This window comes from Arthrobacter sp. UYP4 (genome assembly GCF_057291175.1).
Genome location: NZ_JBXAVU010000001.1, coordinates 1,325,613 through 1,343,915, shown reverse-complemented (window position 1 = coordinate 1,343,915; position 18,303 = coordinate 1,325,613). Strand labels below are relative to the sequence as shown.

The 18,303-nt window shown below is 71.2% G+C and carries 22 protein-coding genes; 10 read left to right on the top strand and 12 right to left on the bottom strand.

Features of this window, described 5'->3' with window-relative positions; all coding sequences use genetic code 11:
• Positions 1 to 52: 52 nt before the first annotated feature.
• The gene (locus AC0Z9V_RS06240) at positions 53 to 853 is read left to right on the top strand and encodes an HpcH/HpaI aldolase family protein (RefSeq protein ID WP_485141036.1); all 801 of its coding nucleotides are present in this window, start codon (positions 53 to 55) and stop codon (positions 851 to 853) included.
• Here the strand turns inward: AC0Z9V_RS06240 and AC0Z9V_RS06235 are convergent.
• Positions 808 to 2,178 carry a family 4 glycosyl hydrolase gene (locus AC0Z9V_RS06235; RefSeq protein WP_485141035.1) on the bottom strand — a complete coding sequence of 457 codons (1,371 nt, stop codon included), beginning with the start codon at positions 2,176 to 2,178 and terminating at the stop codon, positions 808 to 810. The genes AC0Z9V_RS06240 and AC0Z9V_RS06235 overlap by 46 nt on opposite strands.
• Before the next feature lie 122 nt (positions 2,179 to 2,300).
• On the opposite strand from AC0Z9V_RS06235, the gene AC0Z9V_RS06230 reads away from it, so the two are divergent.
• The gene (locus tag AC0Z9V_RS06230) at positions 2,301 to 3,431 is read left to right on the top strand and encodes a carbohydrate kinase family protein (RefSeq protein WP_485141034.1); all 1,131 of its coding nucleotides are present in this window, start codon (positions 2,301 to 2,303) and stop codon (positions 3,429 to 3,431) included.
• Positions 3,432 to 3,486: 55 nt separating this feature from the next.
• On the opposite strand, the gene AC0Z9V_RS06225 is transcribed toward AC0Z9V_RS06230, so the two are convergent.
• Positions 3,487 to 4,065: a GIY-YIG nuclease family protein gene (locus AC0Z9V_RS06225; RefSeq protein ID WP_459267147.1), complete on the bottom strand. Its 579-nt coding sequence runs from the start codon at positions 4,063 to 4,065 to the stop codon at positions 3,487 to 3,489.
• Positions 4,066 to 4,196: 131 nt separating this feature from the next.
• Here AC0Z9V_RS06225 and alr point away from each other — a divergent pair, with 131 nt between their 5' ends.
• From alr to AC0Z9V_RS06185, 8 genes are all read left to right on the top strand, one after another.
• Positions 4,197 to 5,363: an alanine racemase gene (gene alr / locus AC0Z9V_RS06220; RefSeq protein ID WP_208739946.1), complete on the top strand. Its 1,167-nt coding sequence runs from the start codon at positions 4,197 to 4,199 to the stop codon at positions 5,361 to 5,363.
• Positions 5,347 to 5,895 (top strand): tRNA (adenosine(37)-N6)-threonylcarbamoyltransferase complex ATPase subunit type 1 TsaE, encoded by a 549-nt coding sequence (gene tsaE / locus AC0Z9V_RS06215; RefSeq protein WP_485141033.1) that lies wholly within the window; start codon positions 5,347 to 5,349, stop codon positions 5,893 to 5,895. Before alr ends, tsaE begins: the two co-directional genes overlap by 17 nt.
• Before the next feature lie 9 nt (positions 5,896 to 5,904).
• Positions 5,905 to 6,585, top strand: coding sequence for a tRNA (adenosine(37)-N6)-threonylcarbamoyltransferase complex dimerization subunit type 1 TsaB (gene tsaB / locus AC0Z9V_RS06210; protein ID WP_485141032.1), 681 nt, complete (start codon positions 5,905 to 5,907; stop codon positions 6,583 to 6,585).
• On the top strand, positions 6,582 to 7,049 hold the full coding sequence (rimI, locus tag AC0Z9V_RS06205; RefSeq protein ID WP_485141031.1) for a ribosomal protein S18-alanine N-acetyltransferase: 468 nt from the start codon (positions 6,582 to 6,584) through the stop codon (positions 7,047 to 7,049). The genes tsaB and rimI overlap by 4 nt, the downstream gene beginning before the upstream one ends.
• Positions 7,046 to 8,131, top strand: a complete 1,086-nt coding sequence (gene tsaD, locus AC0Z9V_RS06200; protein ID WP_133082462.1) for a tRNA (adenosine(37)-N6)-threonylcarbamoyltransferase complex transferase subunit TsaD — start codon at positions 7,046 to 7,048, stop codon at positions 8,129 to 8,131. The genes rimI and tsaD overlap by 4 nt, the downstream gene beginning before the upstream one ends.
• Before the next feature lie 113 nt (positions 8,132 to 8,244).
• Positions 8,245 to 9,483 (top strand): MFS transporter, encoded by a 1,239-nt coding sequence (locus AC0Z9V_RS06195; protein WP_485141281.1) that lies wholly within the window; start codon positions 8,245 to 8,247, stop codon positions 9,481 to 9,483.
• Between the two features lie 114 nt (positions 9,484 to 9,597).
• Entirely contained in the window at positions 9,598 to 9,915 is a 318-nt protein-coding gene (locus AC0Z9V_RS06190) for an ArsR/SmtB family transcription factor (protein ID WP_459267145.1), read from the top strand.
• Between the two features lie 10 nt (positions 9,916 to 9,925).
• Positions 9,926 to 10,423: a MarR family winged helix-turn-helix transcriptional regulator gene (locus AC0Z9V_RS06185; RefSeq protein WP_485141030.1), complete on the top strand. Its 498-nt coding sequence runs from the start codon at positions 9,926 to 9,928 to the stop codon at positions 10,421 to 10,423.
• Here AC0Z9V_RS06185 and AC0Z9V_RS06180 read toward each other — a convergent pair.
• From AC0Z9V_RS06180 to AC0Z9V_RS06135, 10 genes are all read right to left on the bottom strand, one after another.
• Positions 10,411 to 11,409, bottom strand: a complete 999-nt coding sequence (locus tag AC0Z9V_RS06180) for an NADP-dependent oxidoreductase (protein WP_459287046.1) — start codon at positions 11,407 to 11,409, stop codon at positions 10,411 to 10,413. The genes AC0Z9V_RS06185 and AC0Z9V_RS06180 overlap by 13 nt on opposite strands.
• Before the next feature lie 155 nt (positions 11,410 to 11,564).
• The gene (locus AC0Z9V_RS06175; protein ID WP_459287044.1) at positions 11,565 to 12,386 is read right to left on the bottom strand and encodes an SRPBCC family protein; all 822 of its coding nucleotides are present in this window, start codon (positions 12,384 to 12,386) and stop codon (positions 11,565 to 11,567) included.
• A 129-nt stretch (positions 12,387 to 12,515) separates the two neighbouring features.
• A complete protein-coding gene (locus AC0Z9V_RS06170; RefSeq protein ID WP_133082465.1) occupies positions 12,516 to 12,905 on the bottom strand; it encodes a nuclear transport factor 2 family protein in 390 nt (129 codons plus the stop codon).
• A 9-nt stretch (positions 12,906 to 12,914) separates the two neighbouring features.
• Positions 12,915 to 13,805, bottom strand: coding sequence for a sugar phosphate isomerase/epimerase family protein (locus AC0Z9V_RS06165; protein WP_133082466.1), 891 nt, complete (start codon positions 13,803 to 13,805; stop codon positions 12,915 to 12,917).
• Positions 13,802 to 14,956 (bottom strand): DUF993 family protein, encoded by a 1,155-nt coding sequence (locus AC0Z9V_RS06160; RefSeq protein ID WP_133082467.1) that lies wholly within the window; start codon positions 14,954 to 14,956, stop codon positions 13,802 to 13,804. Before AC0Z9V_RS06160 ends, AC0Z9V_RS06165 begins: the two co-directional genes overlap by 4 nt.
• On the bottom strand, positions 14,953 to 16,140 hold the full coding sequence (locus tag AC0Z9V_RS06155) for a Gfo/Idh/MocA family protein (RefSeq protein WP_133082468.1): 1,188 nt from the start codon (positions 16,138 to 16,140) through the stop codon (positions 14,953 to 14,955). Before AC0Z9V_RS06155 ends, AC0Z9V_RS06160 begins: the two co-directional genes overlap by 4 nt.
• A 98-nt stretch (positions 16,141 to 16,238) precedes the next feature.
• The gene (locus AC0Z9V_RS06150) at positions 16,239 to 16,487 is read right to left on the bottom strand and encodes a hypothetical protein (RefSeq protein WP_133082469.1); all 249 of its coding nucleotides are present in this window, start codon (positions 16,485 to 16,487) and stop codon (positions 16,239 to 16,241) included.
• A 142-nt stretch (positions 16,488 to 16,629) separates the two neighbouring features.
• The gene (locus AC0Z9V_RS06145; protein ID WP_133082470.1) at positions 16,630 to 16,926 is read right to left on the bottom strand and encodes a hypothetical protein; all 297 of its coding nucleotides are present in this window, start codon (positions 16,924 to 16,926) and stop codon (positions 16,630 to 16,632) included.
• 33 nt (positions 16,927 to 16,959) lie between these two features.
• Complete coding sequence (locus AC0Z9V_RS06140) at positions 16,960 to 17,253, bottom strand: hypothetical protein (protein WP_133082471.1); 294 nt, start codon at positions 17,251 to 17,253, stop codon at positions 16,960 to 16,962.
• On the bottom strand, positions 17,250 to 17,981 hold the full coding sequence (locus AC0Z9V_RS06135) for a GAF domain-containing protein (RefSeq protein WP_133082472.1): 732 nt from the start codon (positions 17,979 to 17,981) through the stop codon (positions 17,250 to 17,252). The genes AC0Z9V_RS06140 and AC0Z9V_RS06135 overlap by 4 nt, the downstream gene beginning before the upstream one ends.
• Positions 17,982 to 18,303 lie beyond the last annotated feature (322 nt).

The window sequence follows — 18,303 nt, the reverse complement described above, 5'->3', positions numbered from 1 at the left end:
GTCCGCGTGCCACCCCGGCGCCGTCGAGCCCGGTCGAGGGTGACAATGGGGGATGACTGACGGAATGCCTGGCCGCGACCCGATGCTCGGCGTGTGGGCCACCCTCGGCGAGCCCCGACTCGCGAACGCACTGGCGGCGGCCGGCCTCGGCTGGGTGGGCCTCGACGCGCAGCACGGTCATTTCGACGATCGTGGGCTGCGGGACACCCTCGGTCGGCGGTCGGCGGGCGACGCCCCGATGCTCGTGCGGGTCGCAGCCAATGACGCCGCACTCATCGGCCGGGCGCTCGACGCGGGCGCGGACGGCGTCGTCGTGCCCCTCGTGGACACCGTGGCCGACGCCGAAGCGGCTGTGGCCGCCAGCCACTACCCTCCCCTCGGGGCCAGGAGCTGGGGGCCGCTCCACGGCGCCCGGCCGGTCCACCAGCCGGGCTCCGACGGCGGACGGCACGCCGTCCCGCTGTGTTCGGTGATGATCGAGACCGCCCGCGCCCTGGAGGCGGTGGAGGGGATCGCCGCGGTCCCCGGGGTGGACATGATCTTCGTCGGTCCGTTCGATCTGTCGCTCGCCCTCGGGCTGGAGGTCGACGACCTCCTCGCGTCCACGGGGGAGCGCGCTCCGCTGGAGAGGATCATCGGCGCCTGCAGGGTCGCGGGGATCCGGGCGGGTGCCTACGCGGGCACGCCCGAACGCGCGGCGATCCTCGGCGCGGCGGGCTTCTCCTGGATCGCGGCCACGACGGACACCGGCCTGCTGCCCCTGGGGGCGGACGAGGTGCGGCGCCGCATGCACGCCGACGGTCGGCATCAGCCGGACCAGGACGCTCCCAGCGCGGGGAATGCCTCCTCGTAGCCTGCAAGGACCCTCGCGGCGGAATGGAACGAGTCGACCAGCGGGTGGCCCGCGAGTGCACGAAGGGCCGAGTCGCGGTCCCCGTGCACCGCGGCCCGGACGGTGTCCTGCTCCACGGCCTTGACACCCGCCATGAGGCCGAGCTGGTGCAGCGTCAGCGGCGCGGCGGCCAGTGGACGGGCGCCCGAGCGGTCGACGACGGACGGGACCTCCACGACGGCGTCCGGAGGCAGCCCGGGGAAGGTCGACGCGTTGCGGACATTCAGGATGAGCTCCGCGCGGCGGCCCGTGAGCAGGGCGCGCATGACCTCGAGGGCCACGCGCTCGTACCCGCCGCCGGCGAGGTCCGCCTCGTCGCGCTGTTCGTCCTCGCCGCGCGCCTCGGCGAGGTAGCCGGACTCCCGTTCCCGCCGGGCGTCCTCCCACACGGCGAGTGCTTCCGCCGCGGCGAGCAGGCGCGGGTACAGGTCCTGCTGCTGGTCGCGGAGGATCTCTCCCCGCGTCCTGTCAGCACTCCAGATGGACCGCAGGGCCTCCCGGTGGAAGTAGTAGTAGAACAGGTACTCGTTGGGCAGGGCACCGAGGGTCCTCAGGAGGTCGGGGCCGAACAGGCGTCCCTCCTCGAAGCCGGCGAGCCGCGCGGGATCGGCCAGGAGTGCGGGAAGGCGGTCGGTCCCCTCCGCGGCCAGGCCGCGGAGCCAGCCGAGATGGTTCAGGCCGACGTAGTCGACGCCCGCGAGCGAGCCGTGCAGGTCCACGCCGGCCGCCCGTGCGGCCCGCGTCACGAGGCCCGACGCCGAGTCGCAGATCCCGACGACCCGCGAGCCCAGGACCGCGGAGACCGCCTCGGTGACCATCCCCGCGGGGTTCGTGAAGTTGATCAGCCAGGCGTCGGGGGCATGGTCGCGCATCAGGGTGGCGACACGCATCATGTCCGGGATGGACCGCAGGGCGTAGGAGATCCCGCCTGCTCCGACGGTCTCCTGTCCCAGCAGCCCGGCGGCCAGGGCCACGCGCTCGTCGAGGATGCGGCCCTCTGCTCCGCCGCTCCGCACCGCGGCGAACACGATGTCCGCCCCTGGCAGCGCGACCTCGAGACGGGACTCCACGCGCACCGACGGCGCCGGGCGGCCGGCGGGCTTCGGCAGCGCACCGAGCACCCGGGCGACGGCGTGCGCGCGCTCCGGTAGCGCGTCGAGCAGGACGACGTCGGACACGAGCCCGGCGAACGGGCCCTCGAGAAGTGCGCGGTAGACCAGCGGCACCCGGAAGCCGCCGCCGCCCACGATGACCAGGCGTGCGCCGGCTCCGTCAGTACTGGGCAAGGCTCGACCCGCTTCCGTGGTGGGTGGTCCGCTGCGGTGCGTGCCCGGCGGCAGTGCCGTGCACGGTATTCGATGGGCGCCCGCCGCCCCGCGACCGGCGCCTTGGAAGTATTCTGCCGTACATGGCCCATCAGCACCGCTTCGATCCGCTGGCGGCCACACGCGCGCCGGACAGTCCCGAGTTCGATCTCCTGCTCGCCGGGCAGGTGTTCTTCGACATCATCTTCACCGGGCTCGACCAGCTGCCCTCACCGGGCACGGAGGTCTGGACCGACGGCATGGGATCCGGGCCCGGGGGAATCGCGAACCAGGCCATCGCCGCGAGCAGGCTCGGGCTCCACACCACGCTCGCCGCGGCCTTCGGCGACGACGGCTACGGCCAGTTCAACTGGGACGTGCTGCAGGACCAGGAGCACGTGGACCTGTCGAGGTCGCGCGTCTTCGGGCAGTGGCACTCGCCGGTGACCGTGTCCCTCTCCGTGCACCAGGACCGTTCCATGGTGACGCACGGGCACCCCGCACCACTGCGTGCATCGGAGCTGATCGGGACGCCGCCGTCGTGCCGCGCCGCCATCGTGGGCGTCGAGCCCGAGGTGGAGCAGTGGGCGCGGGCGGCCGCGGCCCAGGGGACGAAGCTGTTCGGCGACGTCGGCTGGGATCCCGCGGGGGAGTGGGCGGCGGAGACGCTCGAGTCGCTCGAGCACTTCTACGCGTTCATGCCGAACGCGGTCGAGGCGATGGCGTACACGCGCACGGACGACCCCTGGACCGCCCTGTACTCGCTGGCGGACCGCGTGCCGGTCGCCGTCGTCACGGTGGGCCAGCAGGGCGCCATCGCCATCGATTCGGTCACGGGTGAGGAGGAGTGGGTGCCGGCACTGCCGGTGTCGGCCTACGATCCGACCGGTGCGGGCGATTGCTTCGGAGCGGCCTTCGTGATGGCCGACCTCGCGGGCTTCTCCCTCGCGGACCGCCTCAGCTTCGCCAATCTCTGTGCGTCGCTGTCGGTGCAGCACGTGGGAGGATCCCTGGCCGCGCCGGGGTGGGGCGATATCGCGGACTGGTGGCACCGCGTCAGCGAAGGGCGCGACGGCATACGGAAGCAGTGGTTGCGCCGGTACGCCTTCCTCGAGGACCTGGTGTCCGACGTCCCGTCCGAGGCGTTGCGCCGGGCGACGGCGACGATCGCGCGGCACTCCGACGCGTCGCCGCCGACACGCCCGCCCGAGCCCTGCTCGGACGGGACCGGCTGAGCCGCCCGCACGGGACGAGGCGGACGGCAGGGTCGGGACGATCGCCGCTGGGGCGTCACCCCCGGAGGGCGGCTGCCTCGCCGAGCCAGCGGGCGTACCGCGCCCAGGGATCAGTGACGCCGGCGGCGAGCCGGCCGACGTGCTCCTCGATCTCCGGAGCGCCCGCGAACCACTCGGACCGGCCGAGGCGCCAGGCAGCGAACTGCTCGTGCCGTCGGTGCTCCACCAGGCGGTCGCCGCGCTCGAAGGCGAGGACCTCGTCGTGCCAGATCCGGGCCAGCCGCTGCCGCGGGTTCGCCGTCGTGCCGATCTTGATACGGTCCCGGTACCGGATGTAGTAGACGACGTCGACGCGCGGCGGCGGCAGCCCGTCATCGAGGGCGTCGCCGACCCGCCACTCGCAGGCGGCGCACGCCCACCCCGACGCGTACCGCACGCCGAGCCGCGAGCCGCAGGCCGCGCAGGCGCCCGGCAGCAGGTCCGTGGTGCCGTACTCGGCGCCGACCCACTCCGCGACCAGCGCAGCATGCGTCGGGCAGACGGGGAACGGTCCGTCGCCCGCGGCACGACCGCAGGAGCCTCCGTCACCGTCGGGGAGCACGCAGCCGCGGGTGCCTGACGGGGGTTCGACCATGCCTTCGATCCTTCCTCCCGCCGTGCCCGGCTGCAACCCGGATGCCGCCGGTCGGGCTCCGAACCTGCTGGAGGATGGCGGCAGGAGGTTCCGACGGCGGCGGCTCCCACCGAGCTGGCAGAATGGGGTGAGTGACTTCCACCGAGCGCGTTGCAGAGATCGACCTCGATGCCCTGCGGCACAACATCCGGCACCTGCGCGACGTCGCCCACCCCGCACGGGTCATGGCCGTCGTGAAGGCGAACGCCTACGGCCACGGTGCGGTGCCGGTGGCGCGCGCCGCGCTCGAGGCCGGTGCCGCATGGCTCGGTGTAGCCCACATCAGCGAGGGCGTCGCACTGCGCAGGGCCGGCATCGAGGCGCCGATCCTGACCTGGCTGCACACCGCAGGAACCGACTTCACCGCAGGCGTCGAACACGGGCTCGACCTCGGGATCTCGGGCTGGGAGCTCGAGCGGGTGGTCGCCGCGGCGCGTGAACTCGAGCGCCCCGCCATCGTGCACCTGAAGATCGACACGGGCCTGGGCCGCAACGGCTGTCCGCCGGAGAAGTGGGACGCCCTGCTCAGCAGGGCGGTGGCACACCAGGAGGAAGGGCTGATCCGCGTTGTCGGGATCTTCTCCCACCTCGCCGTGGCGGACGAGCCCGCCCGACCGGAGACGGACCTGCAGGTCCAGGCGTTCCGGGAGGCCGTCGCCGCCGCGGAGAACGCGGGGATCGATGTGGAGGTGCGGCACCTGGCGAACACACCGGCGACGTTCTCCCGGCCCGACTGCCACTTCGACCTGGTGCGCGTGGGCCTCGGCATCTACGGGCTCTCGCCCTTCTCCGACCAGGACTCCGCAGACCTCGGACTGCGGCCCGTCATGACCTTCAGCACCACCGTCTCGAACTGCAAGGAAGTGCCCGCCGGGCAGGGCGTGTCCTACGGCTACGCCTACCGCACGCAGAAACCCACCACGCTCGGGCTGATCCCCGTCGGTTACGGGGACGGTGTTCCACGCATCGCCACCGGCGCCCCGGTGCTCGTCGGCGGCCGGATGTACCCGGTGGTCGGCCGGATCGCGATGGACCAGCTCGTCATCGACTTCGGCACCACGGGCATCGCCGACGCACCGGACGGTCCGCTGGGCAAGCGCGCCGTGCTGTTCGGCGGAGCCGGTTCCCCGGCCGTCGAGGACTGGGCCGCTGCCGCACAGACCATCAACTACGAGGTGGTGACCCGGATCAGCGACCGCGTGGAGCGGATCTACCTGGACCCGGGGAAGGGGAGCGCGGGCGATGACGCCGACGCCTGACTGGACGGCGTCCTACGACGTCGGCTCGGCCACCGAACTGCAGGCACTCGCCGCGGCCCTCGCGCCGCAGCTCCGACCGGGTGACCTGCTGGTCCTCTCGGGTGAGCTCGGCGCCGGCAAGACGACCTTCACGCAGGGGCTCGGGCGGGGCCTCGCGGTCGAGGACCGCATCATCTCGCCGACCTTCGTGCTCGTCCGCCAGCACTCCTCGAGGGGCGACGGCCCGGGCCTCATCCACGTGGACGCGTACCGGCTCGAGAGTGCGGCGGCGGTCGACGACCTGGACCTCGAGGCCACCATGGCCGCCAACGTCACGGTCATCGAGTGGGGGGTCGGCCGCGTGGAGCACCTGAGCGACAGCTGGCTCCGGGTGGACATCGCACGGCCGCTCGGCGGAACCGGGCCCACGGCAGCAGACGGGGAATGGGTCACCGTGTTCGACGACGACGGCGTGGACGAGGTGCGCACCGTCACCCTCACCGGCGTGGGGCCACGGTGGACAGGACAGCAGCCCGGACTCCCGCTCGACTAGGCTGGACCGGTGCTTCTCCTCGCCATCGACACCTCCGCCGCGGCCACGGTCGCGCTCCTGCGGGACGACGTCGTCGTCGGCCGGTTCGGCAGCTCCGACACCCGGTCGCACGCCGAGGTCCTCGCTCCCGCGGTGCAGCGCATCCTCGACGATGCCGGCGTCGCGGGCACGGAACTCGACGCCGTCGTCGCGGGCGTGGGGCCGGGCCCGTTCACCGGGCTGCGGGCGGGGCTCGTCACGGCCCGCACGCTCGGCTTCGTCTGGGACGTACCCCTCCACGGCGTCATGAGCCTCGACGCCCTGGCCCTCGACGCCGCAGCGGGCGGAGTCCTCCCGGCCGGGAGGAGATTCCTCGTCGGGACGGACGCGCGGCGCGGCGAGGTCTACTGGGCCGAGTACGGCATGCCGACGGACGGCGGGAGCCTGCCCGAACTCCTCGACGGCCCCCACGTCGGTGCCGCCGCCGGCCTGCCCGAGGGGCTGCCGCTCGTGGGCCGGGCAGCGGGGCTCTACCCGGACGACGTCGACGGCGTCCCGGCCTTCGCGTCGTCCGACCCGGACGCGGCCGCGCTCGGTCGCGTGGCCCGCCTGCGCCTCCTCGCCGGACAGGACCTCCGGGACACCTCTCCGCTCTATCTGCGGGAGTCCGACGCACGGGTGCCCGGGCCGCGGAAGCGGGCGACGGCGTGAGGTACACCCTGCGGGACCTGACGTTCGAGGACATCGAGACGATCGGCGGGCTGGAGGAAGAGCTCTTCCCGGCCGACGCCTGGCCCATCGAGATGTTCTACTCCGAGTTCTTCCAGCCGGACACACGGCGCTACATCGTGGCGGAGGTGGACGGCGAGGCCGTGGGATACGCGGGCCTCATGGTCCTCGCCACGACGGCCGACATCCAGACCATCGGCGTGCTGCCCCGCTTCGAGGGCCAGGGCATCGGCCGGGCCCTGCTCACCGAGATGCTCGACGAAGCCCGGCGGCGGGGCGCCGACAACGTGATGCTCGAGGTGCGGGCGGACAACCCACGTGCGCAGCAGCTGTACACGCGCTTCGGTTTCGCACGGATCCACACGCGGAAGAGGTACTACCGCGACGGCGTCGACGCCTGGGTCATGAGGCTCGCACTGGCCACCGAGGACGGGGAGACACCGTGACGACCGCAGAACCGCTGATCCTCGGCATCGAGTCGTCCTGCGACGAGACCGGTGTCGGGATCGTCCGCGGCACCCGCCTCCTGACCAACACCGTGTCCTCCTCCATGGACGAGCACGTGCGCTTCGGCGGCGTCATCCCCGAGATCGCCTCGCGGGCGCACCTCGAGGCCTTCGTGCCGACACTGCGGTCCGCGCTCGACGACGCCGGCGTCACCCTCGACGAGCTCGATGCCATCGCGGTCACGGCCGGCCCGGGACTCTCGGGCGCGCTGATGGTGGGTGTCTCCGCAGCGAAGGCGCTCGCCGTCGCGACCGGCAAGCCGCTCTACGCGATCAACCACCTGGTGGCGCACGTCGGCGTCGGCATGCTCGGCGGCACCTTCGCCGACGGGCTGCCGCCGAACCTCGGAGCGCTGCTCGTGTCCGGTGGCCACACGGAGATCCTCCGCGTGGGACACATCGCGAACGACGTCGAGCTGCTGGGCTCGACCATCGACGACGCCGCCGGCGAGGCGTACGACAAGACCGCGCGCATCCTGGGCCTCGGGTATCCGGGCGGACCCGCCATCGACCGGCTGGCGGCGGAGGGCGACCCGAAAGCCATCCGCTTCCCCCGCGGGCTCTCGCAACCCAAGTACATGGGAACGGCCGAGGAACCCGGCCCGCACCGCTACGACTGGTCCTTCAGCGGGCTCAAGACGGCGGTCGCCCGCGCCGTGGAGCAGTACGAGGCAGCAGGGCTGGACGTCCCCGTCGCCGACATCGCCGCGTCCTTCCAGGAGGCCGTGGTGGACATCATCACCTCGAAGGCCGTCCTCGCGTGCCGGGAGCACGGCATCACGAACCTCCTGCTGGGCGGTGGAGTCGCAGCGAACCGGCGGCTCCGGGACCTGACGCGGGAGCGGTGCACGGCTGCGGGCATCACGCTCACCGTCCCGGCGCCGTCGCTCTGCACCGACAACGGTGCGATGGTCGCGGCCCTCGGTGCGCAGATCGTGATGGCCGGCGGGGCGCCGAGCGGGATCGCCTTCGGGACCGATCCCTCGCTCCCCGTCACGAGCATCGTCCTCCCCGGAGCCTGAGGGCGGCAGGTCCGGCCCGCGACCGGTCGAAACACCGGACGACAAAGCGTCATCGTGTGCGTATGTCTGCACGTACAGTGGAGTCTCCGTCCCCGACGAAACGGCCTCTCATCATGCTCTCCGTCCTGCGTTCCACCTCATACCGGAATCTGTTCACCGCCCAGGTGGTGGCGCTCCTCGGCACCGGGCTGCTCACCGTGGCGCTCGGACTCCTGGCCTTCGACCTGGCCGGAGAACGGGCGGGCGCAGTGCTCGGCACGGCCCTCACCATCAAGATGATCGCGTACGTCGTCGTGGCTCCCGTCATGGCCGCGGTGGTCGAACGCCTGCCCCGCAAGGTGGTCCTCGTCGCCGCGGACGGGGTGCGTGCCATGGTCGCCCTCAGCCTTCCCTTCCTCGACCAGATCTGGCAGGTCTACGTCCTGGTCTTTCTCCTCCAGTCGGCCTCGGCGACCTTCACGCCGGCGTTCCAGGCCCTGATCCCGCTGGTCCTGCCGGCCGAGAAGGACTACACCAGGGCGCTCTCGCTGTCGCGGCTCGCGTACGACGTCGAATCCCTTGTCAGCCCGCTGCTCGCTGCGGCACTGCTGTCCGTGCTCTCGTACTCGGACCTGTTCCTCGGGACGATGCTCGGGTTCCTTGCCTCCGCGCTCATGGTCCTCGTCACGCGCCTGCCGGCGATCCCGGCGGTCGCCGGTCAGGGCTCGCTGCTGCACCGCACCACGCTGGGCACGCGGATCTTCCTGCGGGAGCCGAGCCTGCGCGGCCTGCTGGCGCTGAACCTCGTCGTCGCCGCGGCCACGGCCCTGGTCCTGGTCAACACCGTGGTGTACGCACGGGACCTGTTCACGGGCACCAACACCGACGTCGCCCTGGCCCTGGCCGTCTACGGGGCGGGCTCCATGCTCGTGGCGTTCGCGGCCCCTCGGGTCCTCGAGAGCATCTCCGACCGTACGTTCATGCTGATCGGTGCGGCCATCCTGCCCGCCGGTGTCCTGGCTGCCGCGGTCGTGTCGGGCTCCGGCTCGCCGTGGTGGGTCTTCCTGGCGCTCTGGGCGGTCCTGGGCGTCGGGACCTCCATGATCAGCACGCCCTCCTCAAGGCTGCTGCGGCGTGTCGCCACCGATGCCACGAGGGGATCTCTCTTCACGGCGCAGTTCTCGCTCAGCCACGCCTGCTTCATGCTGACCTATCCGATCGCGGGCTGGATCGGTGCAGCGGCGGGACAGCCGGCGGCCGCTCTCTGCCTCGCCGTGCTGGCCGCCGGCGGGACCGTCGCCGCCCTGGTGTCGTGGCCCGCTGCCGCGACCTCGCCTGTAGCGGCAGGTCCCGAAGCGCGCGCCGCCCGGTAGCGTAGGGGGCACGGCGGACATCGACGAGGGGAGGCCGGCATCAGCGACAGCACAGCGGCACAGCCGGACCACGGGCATGGCAACGACGGCGGTGCTCCCAGCCTCGTCCATCCGGTGGCACCGGACTCGCAGCGGCTCGAGGCGGGCGCCGGCACCTTCCGCATGCTGGCGGACCCAACGCGGTTCCATCTCCTCTGGCTGCTCACGCAGGGACCGGCCGACGTCGGCACCCTGGTCGCGGCGACCGGAGCGAACCGCACCGCGGTCAGCCAGCACCTCGCCAAACTTCGGCTCTCCGGCCTCGTGGCCACGCGCAGGGAGGCCCGGAACGTGGTCTACAGCATCATCGACGGGCACCTCACCCGGCTCATCCTCGAGGGGATGAACCACGCGGACCACCGCGTCACCGGGGAGCCGGTGCACGAGGAGTGACGACCGCGGGATGAACAGGCCGACAGAGCCATCGGCGGGGAACCAGGCGGGTTCCCCGATCGTGCGGGACTATCCGCTGAGTGCCGCGATCCTGGCGATCGGACATGGGCAGCGGTCGCTGGCCGCCTCCCTCCTGGGGGAACTGGGGCTCTTCCCCGGGCAGGAGCTGCTGCTCATGCAGTTGTGGGATCAGGACGGCCTGTCGCAGAAGTCCCTCGGCGCCCCGCAGCGGCTCGATCATTCCACCGTCGCGAAGTCGGTCCGGCGGCTCGAGGCCGCGGGCCTCATCACACGGAGCCGGTCGACGACGGACGGGCGGGTGACGCTCGTGTTCCTCACCGACGCCGGACGTGCCCTGCGCGGGCCGGTCACGGAGGCATGGGCCCGCCTTCAGGGGACCGTTGCGGCCGGGCTGACCGACGAGGAACAGGACGAGTTCACCCGGCTCGCCCGGAAGATCCTCGACGGGATGGACCGGGCGGGCCAGGAGGCGCCTCAGACGCCCTGAACCACGATCTTCCCGCGCAGGTGGCCGGTCTCGCTCAGGCGATGCGCCCCGGCGAGGTCGTCGAAGGGGAACAGGGCGGCGATCGGCGTCGCGATCTTCCCCTGCGCGGCGAGCTCGAGCACATCGGCGAAACCGTCCGCCGTCAGGGTCGTCGGATCACCGGCGGCGGCCGCCACACCGAGGGCCGGAGCGGTGAAGTCCGAGATGGTGATGATGCGCTCCGTGCCGCCCATCAGGTCGATCGCGACGGGGATGAATCCCTGCCCTGCGACGTCGAAGACCGCATCCACGCCCTGCTCCGCCACGGCACGGATCCGCTCGCCCACGCCGTCGCCGTAGCCGACCGGGATGGCGCCGAGTGTGCGGAGGTACTCGTGGTTCGCCTCGCCCGCCGTCCCGATCACGGTGACGCCCGCCGCGACGAGCAGTTGGACCGCCATGCTTCCCACGCCGCCCGCCGCGCCGTTCACGACCACGGTCTCGCCCCTGGTGATCCGCAGCGGAGCGAGTGCGCGCCGGGTGGTCTCGGCACCCGTGGGGATGGTGACGGCATGCTCGAAGCTGAGACCGTCGGGCACCCGGGCGACGGCGTCGGCCCGGCTCAGCGCGTATTCGGCATAGGAGCCGGTCGCCGCGAATCCTGCGACGCGGTCCCCGACGGCGATCCCCTGCACACCGTCGCCCACGGTGTCGACGACGCCGGCGAGTTCGGCACCGAGGATGGCGGGGAAGGTCGTCGGCATCACCTCGGCCATCCAGCCCTTCCGGATCTTGGTCTCGAGGGGGTTGATGCCGATGGCGCGGACGCGGATGCGGACCTGGCCTGCTCCCGGGACGGGGAGGGGGACATCCCTCGGTACGAAACCGTCCTCCGTGCCGAAGCCGTCGAGGACGAGGGCCCTCATGGTGGCTCCCGCCGGGCCCTGCCGGCCTGCCGGGTCGGCGGGAAGGATGTCCGCTCCGGTCGTGGTGTTCGTGGTGTCCATGGTGCTCTCCTGGGTGGTGGTGGGTTGGTGAAGGACACAACTACGTTGCCAACCACATAATTCCCCGGTTCCCACCTGGGGCTCCAGAAGATCGCCCGGGAACAGGGCAGGGGCCGGACTCCCGAAGGAATCCGGCCCCTGCGTGGGTCCTGGGACTACAGAGTGCCTCGACGATCCGTCGGGTCGCCGTCGGCCAGTGTGTCATCCCGGAGGCCCTGGCTCTCGGAGGGGACTCCGGTGCCCGGGACGCCGTCCACTGCGGGGACGGGGTCGACGTCGATGACGTCCACGTCGTCGACCACCGGGGTGGTCTCGGGGACGACGGGCGCGGCGTCGACGACGGGGACCGTCTCCACGACGGTCTCCTCCTCGTCTTCCTTGCCCTTGCTCGCTGCCGCTGCGGCCACGCCGGCCACGGCAGCTGCCGCGGCTACCCCGACTCCCGCCGCGACCTTGCCGGATACGCCGGCCTTTCCGCTGTCACCGCGTGACTGCTCGGCGTCGTCGACCGTGGGGGTCCCGGGCTGCCCGGCGACCGTTCCGCGCCAGGCGCCGGTGGCGTAGCTCTCCGACTCGATGAATTCCTTGAACCTGTGCAGGTCGGCCTTGGCCTGGTTCTCCACGACGTTGAGCTTGTCGCCCACCTTCTCGACGAGGCCCTCGGGCTCGTACTCGAGTGTGAGGTTCACACGCGTGGTGCCGCCGAGGTCCTCGAAGGAGACGGTGCCGGCATTGGTGGCACCTTCCGTGGCAGCCCAGGAGACCTTGCGGTCGGGCACCTGCTCGAGGACCCTCGCCTCCCACTGCCGGCGGATGCCGCCGATCTCCGCGACCCACTCGAGACGGTCGTCGCTGAGCTGGGTGATCTGCTTGATGCCGCCCATGAAGTGCGGGAACTCCTCGAACTGCGTCCACTGGTTGTACACGGTCGTCACTGGAAGATTCACTACAACGGTTTCTTCGACCTTCGTGCTCATCATGCCTCCCTTGTCTGGGGTGGGTACGGTCACTGACCAAATCATCAGCATGCTTAGCATATGGTGCGGTCGGGACTATTGCCAGTACCGGTCGTACGGCGGTGCGTTCCTGCACCGTCCTCGCGGTCCTCAGGAGGGCAGGTCGCCGATGCTCGCGTACTTGCGCCGCCAGTCCCTGCCCTCCTCGCCGCCGTACAGCGTCCAGTACTCGCGGCCGGAGGTGATGACGCCGTCGGCCACGGTCCAGATGGACACGACCCGGAAGATCCCGACGTCCTCCTGCGGTACCTGGACCTCGGAGACCACGACCTCACCGGCGTCGTAGACGTTGAGGACGTCGATGCTCCACCCGTTCGGATGCTCGGAGTTCACGGCGACCATGTTGTCCCGGCCGCGGATGACCTCGCGTGTCACGGGCCAGAACACCTCCACGTCGTCCGCGAGCACCTGGCCCACCGCGTTCCAGTCCCTGCTCCACACCGACGACCAGTACCGTCGGACGACCTCGGTAGATTCCATAGGCCGATGCTACCGGCGTAGGTCGCCGCTCAGGTGGCCCAGGTGTGCGGAGACGGAGGCTTCGAAGCCCTCGACCGTGCGCGCGACGGCCTCGGCCGGGGGAGTGTCCCAGATGTCCTGGTTGAAGAGCTCCACCTCGATGTCGCCTGCGTAGCCCGCGGCCTGCACGGCCCGGGTGATGCCGGCGAAATCGATGACGCCGTCCCCGGGGTAGTGGCGCGACAGCAGGACGTCCGCCGCGAGGGGCGTCTTCCAGTCGCACACCTGGTAGCTCGCGATCCGGCCCTCCGCTCCTGCCCGCTCGATCTGCGGGAACAGTTCGGGATCCCACCACACATGGAAGGTGTCGACCACGACGCCGACGGTCGCGGGGGAGAAGGGCGCGGCCAGGTCGAGGGCCTGCTTGAGGGTAGAGATGACGGCGCGGTCCGAGGCGTACATGGGGTGGAGTGGCTCCAGAGCGAGCGTGACACCTGCCGCCTCGGCGTCGGGGGCCAGTTCGGCGAGGGCATCGTGCACCATGGAGCGGGCGCCCGCGATGTCCCTCGATCCCTGCGGGATCCCGCCGGCGACCATGACGAGGACCGCCACGGACCCGGGCGCACCCGAGGCCGCGAGGTGCGCGGTCTCCTCGATCGCCCGCCGGTTGTCGTCCATGGCCGCACGGCGTGCACGGCCCTCCGGCACGGTGAAGAACCCGCCGCGGCAGAGGCTGGAGAAGCGCAGTCCGGAGTCCGCGAGCAGCCGCCCGGCCTCGGGCAGCGATGCGGCCTGCACGGAGTCGCGCCACAGTCCGATACTGGTGATCCCGGCGTCGGAGGTCACCTGCAGGGCGTCGGCGAGCGGGGCGTACTTGATGGTGGCCTGGTTGATGGACAGGCGCCCGTTCGGCGTGCTCATGCTGCCACCCCGCCCACGGCGAGCAGCGCGTGCCAGCGTTCGCGGGCGAGCTCCGGCTGCTCGAGGGCCCCGCACTCGTTGGCGAGGCGGACGATCTCCGACAGGTGCGGCAGGCTCCGGGCGGCCTGCAGGCCACTGACCATGCCGAAACCGGCCTGGTGTCCGTTGAGCCAGCTGAGGAAGGCCACCCCCGTCTTGTAGTAGAACGTGGGTGCCGAGAAGATCTGGCGTGACAGGGCTTCGGTGGGGCCGAGGATCCGCCCGTACGCCGCACTGTCATCGGCGTCGAGCGCCTGGACCGCTGCCGAGGCGTGCGGACCGAGGGCCGCGAAGGCGCCGAGGAGTGCATCGGAGTAGCCCGAGGCGTCCCCGCCGATGAGGGAGACGTAGTTGAAGTCGTCCCCGGTGAACATGCGTGCCGGTGCGTTGAGCTGTGACCGCACGGCCCGTTCGGAGCCCGCGTTCAGCAGGCTCATCTTCACGCCGGCCACCTTGTCGGGCGAGTTCGCGATGATCTTGAGGAGGGTCGACGACGCCGCATCGGTGTCCGACGAGCCGAAGTAGCTGCCCAGCTCGGGGTCGAACGCACTGCCGAGCCAGTGCAGGATCACGGGGGCGCCGGCGGCGGCGAGGACCTCCGAGTACACCCTCTCGTAGTCCTCGGCGGTACGGGCGGCACGTGCGAGGTGGCGGCTCGCCATGAGCACGACGGAGGCGCCCGCGTCCTCGGTGAAGTGGAGCTGCTCCTTGTAGGCGTCGATGACCGCCTCGAGCCCGATCACGGCGTCGTCGACGTGGTCGGTGTTCACGCCGACCACGAGGGCACCGTTCACGGAGCGCGCTTCCGCGGCGCTGCGCGAGATGAGCTCGCGCGTCGCCGCGGCGTCGAGCCCCATGTTGCGCTGCGCGGTGTCCATGGCGTCCGCGACGCCGAGGCCCCACGACCACAGGTGGTGCCGGAAGGCGAGGGTCGCGTCCCAGTCGAGGTCCGCGGGCGAGCCGGGGACGTTGTCCGCCGTGGACCGGGGCACCACGTGCGCCGCCGCGTACACGGTGCGGCTGCTCAGGGGCGTCGCGGGCTTCGAGAACGCAGGCGCGGGATTCAGTTCGACGGTGGAGGTGGCCCCGACCGCGTCGACGAGCGTGATCATGCCAGCGTGATCGCTTCCTCGAGCGAGGACGCGGTGGTGCGCACGTCCTGCAGGTCGAGTCGTCGCCCGGTGCGCGAGCTCTCCAGCCCCTGCTCCGCGAGGTACATCCCGCGTGCGCCGGCCAGGAAGTCGTACGGGTGCGGGCCGTCCTCCAGCACGTGGCGCAGGAACTCCTCCCACTGGGTCTTGAAGCCGTTCTCGAACACCTCGTTGGTGGGCACGTCGATCCAGTCGGCGTCGTAGTCGTGGGTGTCCTCGAGATCGGGGTTCCAGACGGGCTTCGGGGTGGCGTTGCGCGGCTGGATCTTGCAGCCGAACAGCCCGACGACGGCGGATCCGTGCGTGCCGTCCACCTGGAACTGCACGAGCTCGTCACGGTTCACGCGTACGGTCCAGCTCGAGTTGAGCTGGGCGACGATGCCGCCCTCGAGCTCGAACACCGCGTAGGCGGCGTCGTCGGCCGTGGCGCTGTAGGGGCGGCCCTGCTCGTCGACGCGCTCGTCGATGTGGGTGACGGCGCGGGCGTAGACGGACTCGACCTTCCCGAAGAGGTTCTCCAGTACGTAGCTCCAGTGCGGGAACATGTCGACGACGATCCCGCCGCCGTCCTCCGCGCGGTAGTTCCAGCTGGGGCGCTGCGCGTCCTGCCAGCCGCCTTCGAAGACCCAGTAGCCGAACTCGCCACGGACGGAGAGGATGCGGCCGAAGAAGCCGGAGTCCACGAGCCGTTTGAGCTTCTGCATGCCGGGGAGGTACAGCTTGTCGTGCACCACGCCGTTCTTGATGCCGGCGGCTTCGGCCAGGTTCGCGAGTTCGAGGGCGTCCTCGGCGGTCTCGGCGGTGGGCTTCTCGGTGTAGATGGCCTTACCGGCGGCGATCGCCTTCCGGATCGCTGCGGAGCGCGCCTTGGTGACCAGGAAGTCGGCGTAGATCTCCCAGGTGGGATCCGCGAGGACGCTGTCGAGGTCGGTGGAGTAGTGCTCGATGCCGTGCTTCGCGGCGAGCTCGGCGAGCTTGGCCTCGTTGCGGCCCACGAGGATCGGTTCGACCTGGACCCGGGTGCCGTCCGCGAGGAGGACTCCGCCCTGGTCGCGGATGGCGAGGATGGAACGGACAAGGTGCTGGCGGTATCCCATGCGTCCGGAGACGCCGTTCATGATGATCCCGATTGTCCTCGTTGACATTGATACTCCTTGGGTCCGGCGGTGACGCTGTTCTGGAAAGCGCTTACCCAGAGTGTAGGGGAAGAAGGAGGAGGTGACAATAAGCAGCCGGGGGAGGGTCAGCGGCCCGGGCCGGGACGGCCCGGGATTTCACGCCGGGTGCACTGGTCCGGGCGCACCCACGCCTCGCGGGCGATGGAGAATTCGACCCATTGGGCGCGTACCGCCGAAGCGGTCCACGCCATGGCGAATGCACGGACGGTCTGCCGGGAGCCGTCGGGGTACTCGAGGTCCACCCAGAGGGCCGGCGCGGGGGAGACGGACTCGGTGATTCCCTCGGTGGGTGCTTCGAGCTGGAGCGGGGCCATGAACCGATGCGTGGTCGGCGGGAGGCCGTGCCAGCCGGCGGCCCTAGCCACGCCCACCCGTGCGCACCGCGGGGTGCCATGCCGGCTTGTCCATGCGCCCACTCTACGAGGGCGACGGGCGGGAACCTGAGAGCGGGTGCGCTCAGGCGGCGTGTGCCGCCGAGGGCTTCAGGTCCCGACGCCGGCACCGTGCGGCGTCGACCCATGCTTCCCGCGCCCGTGAGTACTCGATCCACTGGGCACGCACGGCCGTGTCCGTCCAGGCCATCGCGAAACCCTTCCGGGTGCAGGTGGAGCCGTCGGGGTAGTCGAGGTCCACCCACAGTGCGGGCGATCGCAGGGGCTCCGTGATGCCGGTGGACGGAGCGTCGAGCTGGAGCGGTGGGATGAACCTGTCAGCGCTGGGAGGGATGCCGTGCCACCCCGGTCGTTCTGCCATGCGACGAGGGTATGCCGCGGGTCCGACACTCGATCACGGCGACGGGGCGTCCCCGGCTCCGGCGTGCGCCCGCGCGAGCTCGTCGCTGAACGGTGCGCGGCGCCTGGGGGGCAGCTCGTCGATGAGCTCGTTCACGGCGAGGGCGAGCAGGTCGCATTCGAGGGCGGGCATCGGCATCAGGCCCGCCAGGTAGGCCTCCACCTCGTACTCGTCCACCTCGCCGCTCAGCGAGAAGTAGTGGAGCCACACCTCACCCGTCGAGAAGCCCGATTCGACGATGGCCGCCGTGATCATCGCCCGCTGTTCCTCCGAGTAGGGGAATGTCATCGGGACGCATCCTCCGTTCCGTGGTCACCGTGACCGTTCACGATGTCCGCGGTGAGTTGCCGGAACGGCACCCCGGTGATGCGGGCACGGGCGGTCAGTGCCGTGAGTGCCTCCGACTCGGTAAGGCCCTCGCGTTCCATCAGGATCCCCTTCGCGATGCCGACGAGGTCGCGCGAGCGCAGCGACTCGCGCAACTCGCTGCTGATCCGGGTCGATGTCTCCGATGTCTGCACGTGTCCGAGCAGGGCGGAGGCGGCGATCGACAGGCTCGTGAGGCGGGCACGGTCGGCGTCGTCGAACGCGGCGGGGACGGTCGAATAGACCTTCATGGCGCCGAGGGAGTCGCGGCCCCTCAGGAGGGGCACGCTGAAGCAGGACCGGACGCCGGCGTCGGCCGCCGCCGCGCTCCACTGCGGGAACCGCACGTCGGTGCTCGTGTCGTCGATCGTCACCGGCGACCGTGTGGACCACGCCGTCAGGCACGGTCCCTCGGACAGGGTGTACTGGAGATCGTCGGCAGTGCGGACGAGCGCGTCCGTCGCGCCCACGCTGGTCCGCTGCGACTCGTGGATGAGTGACACGCCCGCGCCCGACGCATTGGGTGTCGTCTCCTGCGCCACCTGTGCGAGGAGGTCGACGGCGTGCTGCGCCGTCTCCTGCGTGAGCACGAGTCCGCGGATGCGACCGAGCGTCGCACCCAACTCGTTGGAGGGGGGAAATAGGTCCATCAGTAGCCTCGAACGTCATGCCGGGCCTGATCCCGGCGCCACGGGCCTTCTGCTAGACCACGATCGCACGTTGCCGCCGATCCGCTGCTCCCATCCTAGCCGGGCGGGAGGGGAATGGGCGCCGTGATGCAGATGGTTGTTGCGGCGGACACCGCGTGCGGGTAGGCGCTGCACGCCGGGGCTGCCGGCCAACTCGGTGCGGGGCCGGTCCACCCCGTGGCAAGGCATCCGTCACCTGCTTTTCATCTCGTGGAGGCAGGTGTCTGGTTAGGATTGTCGCGACGACGCCACCGACACCGCGCCTCGGACGAGCCGTCCGGAG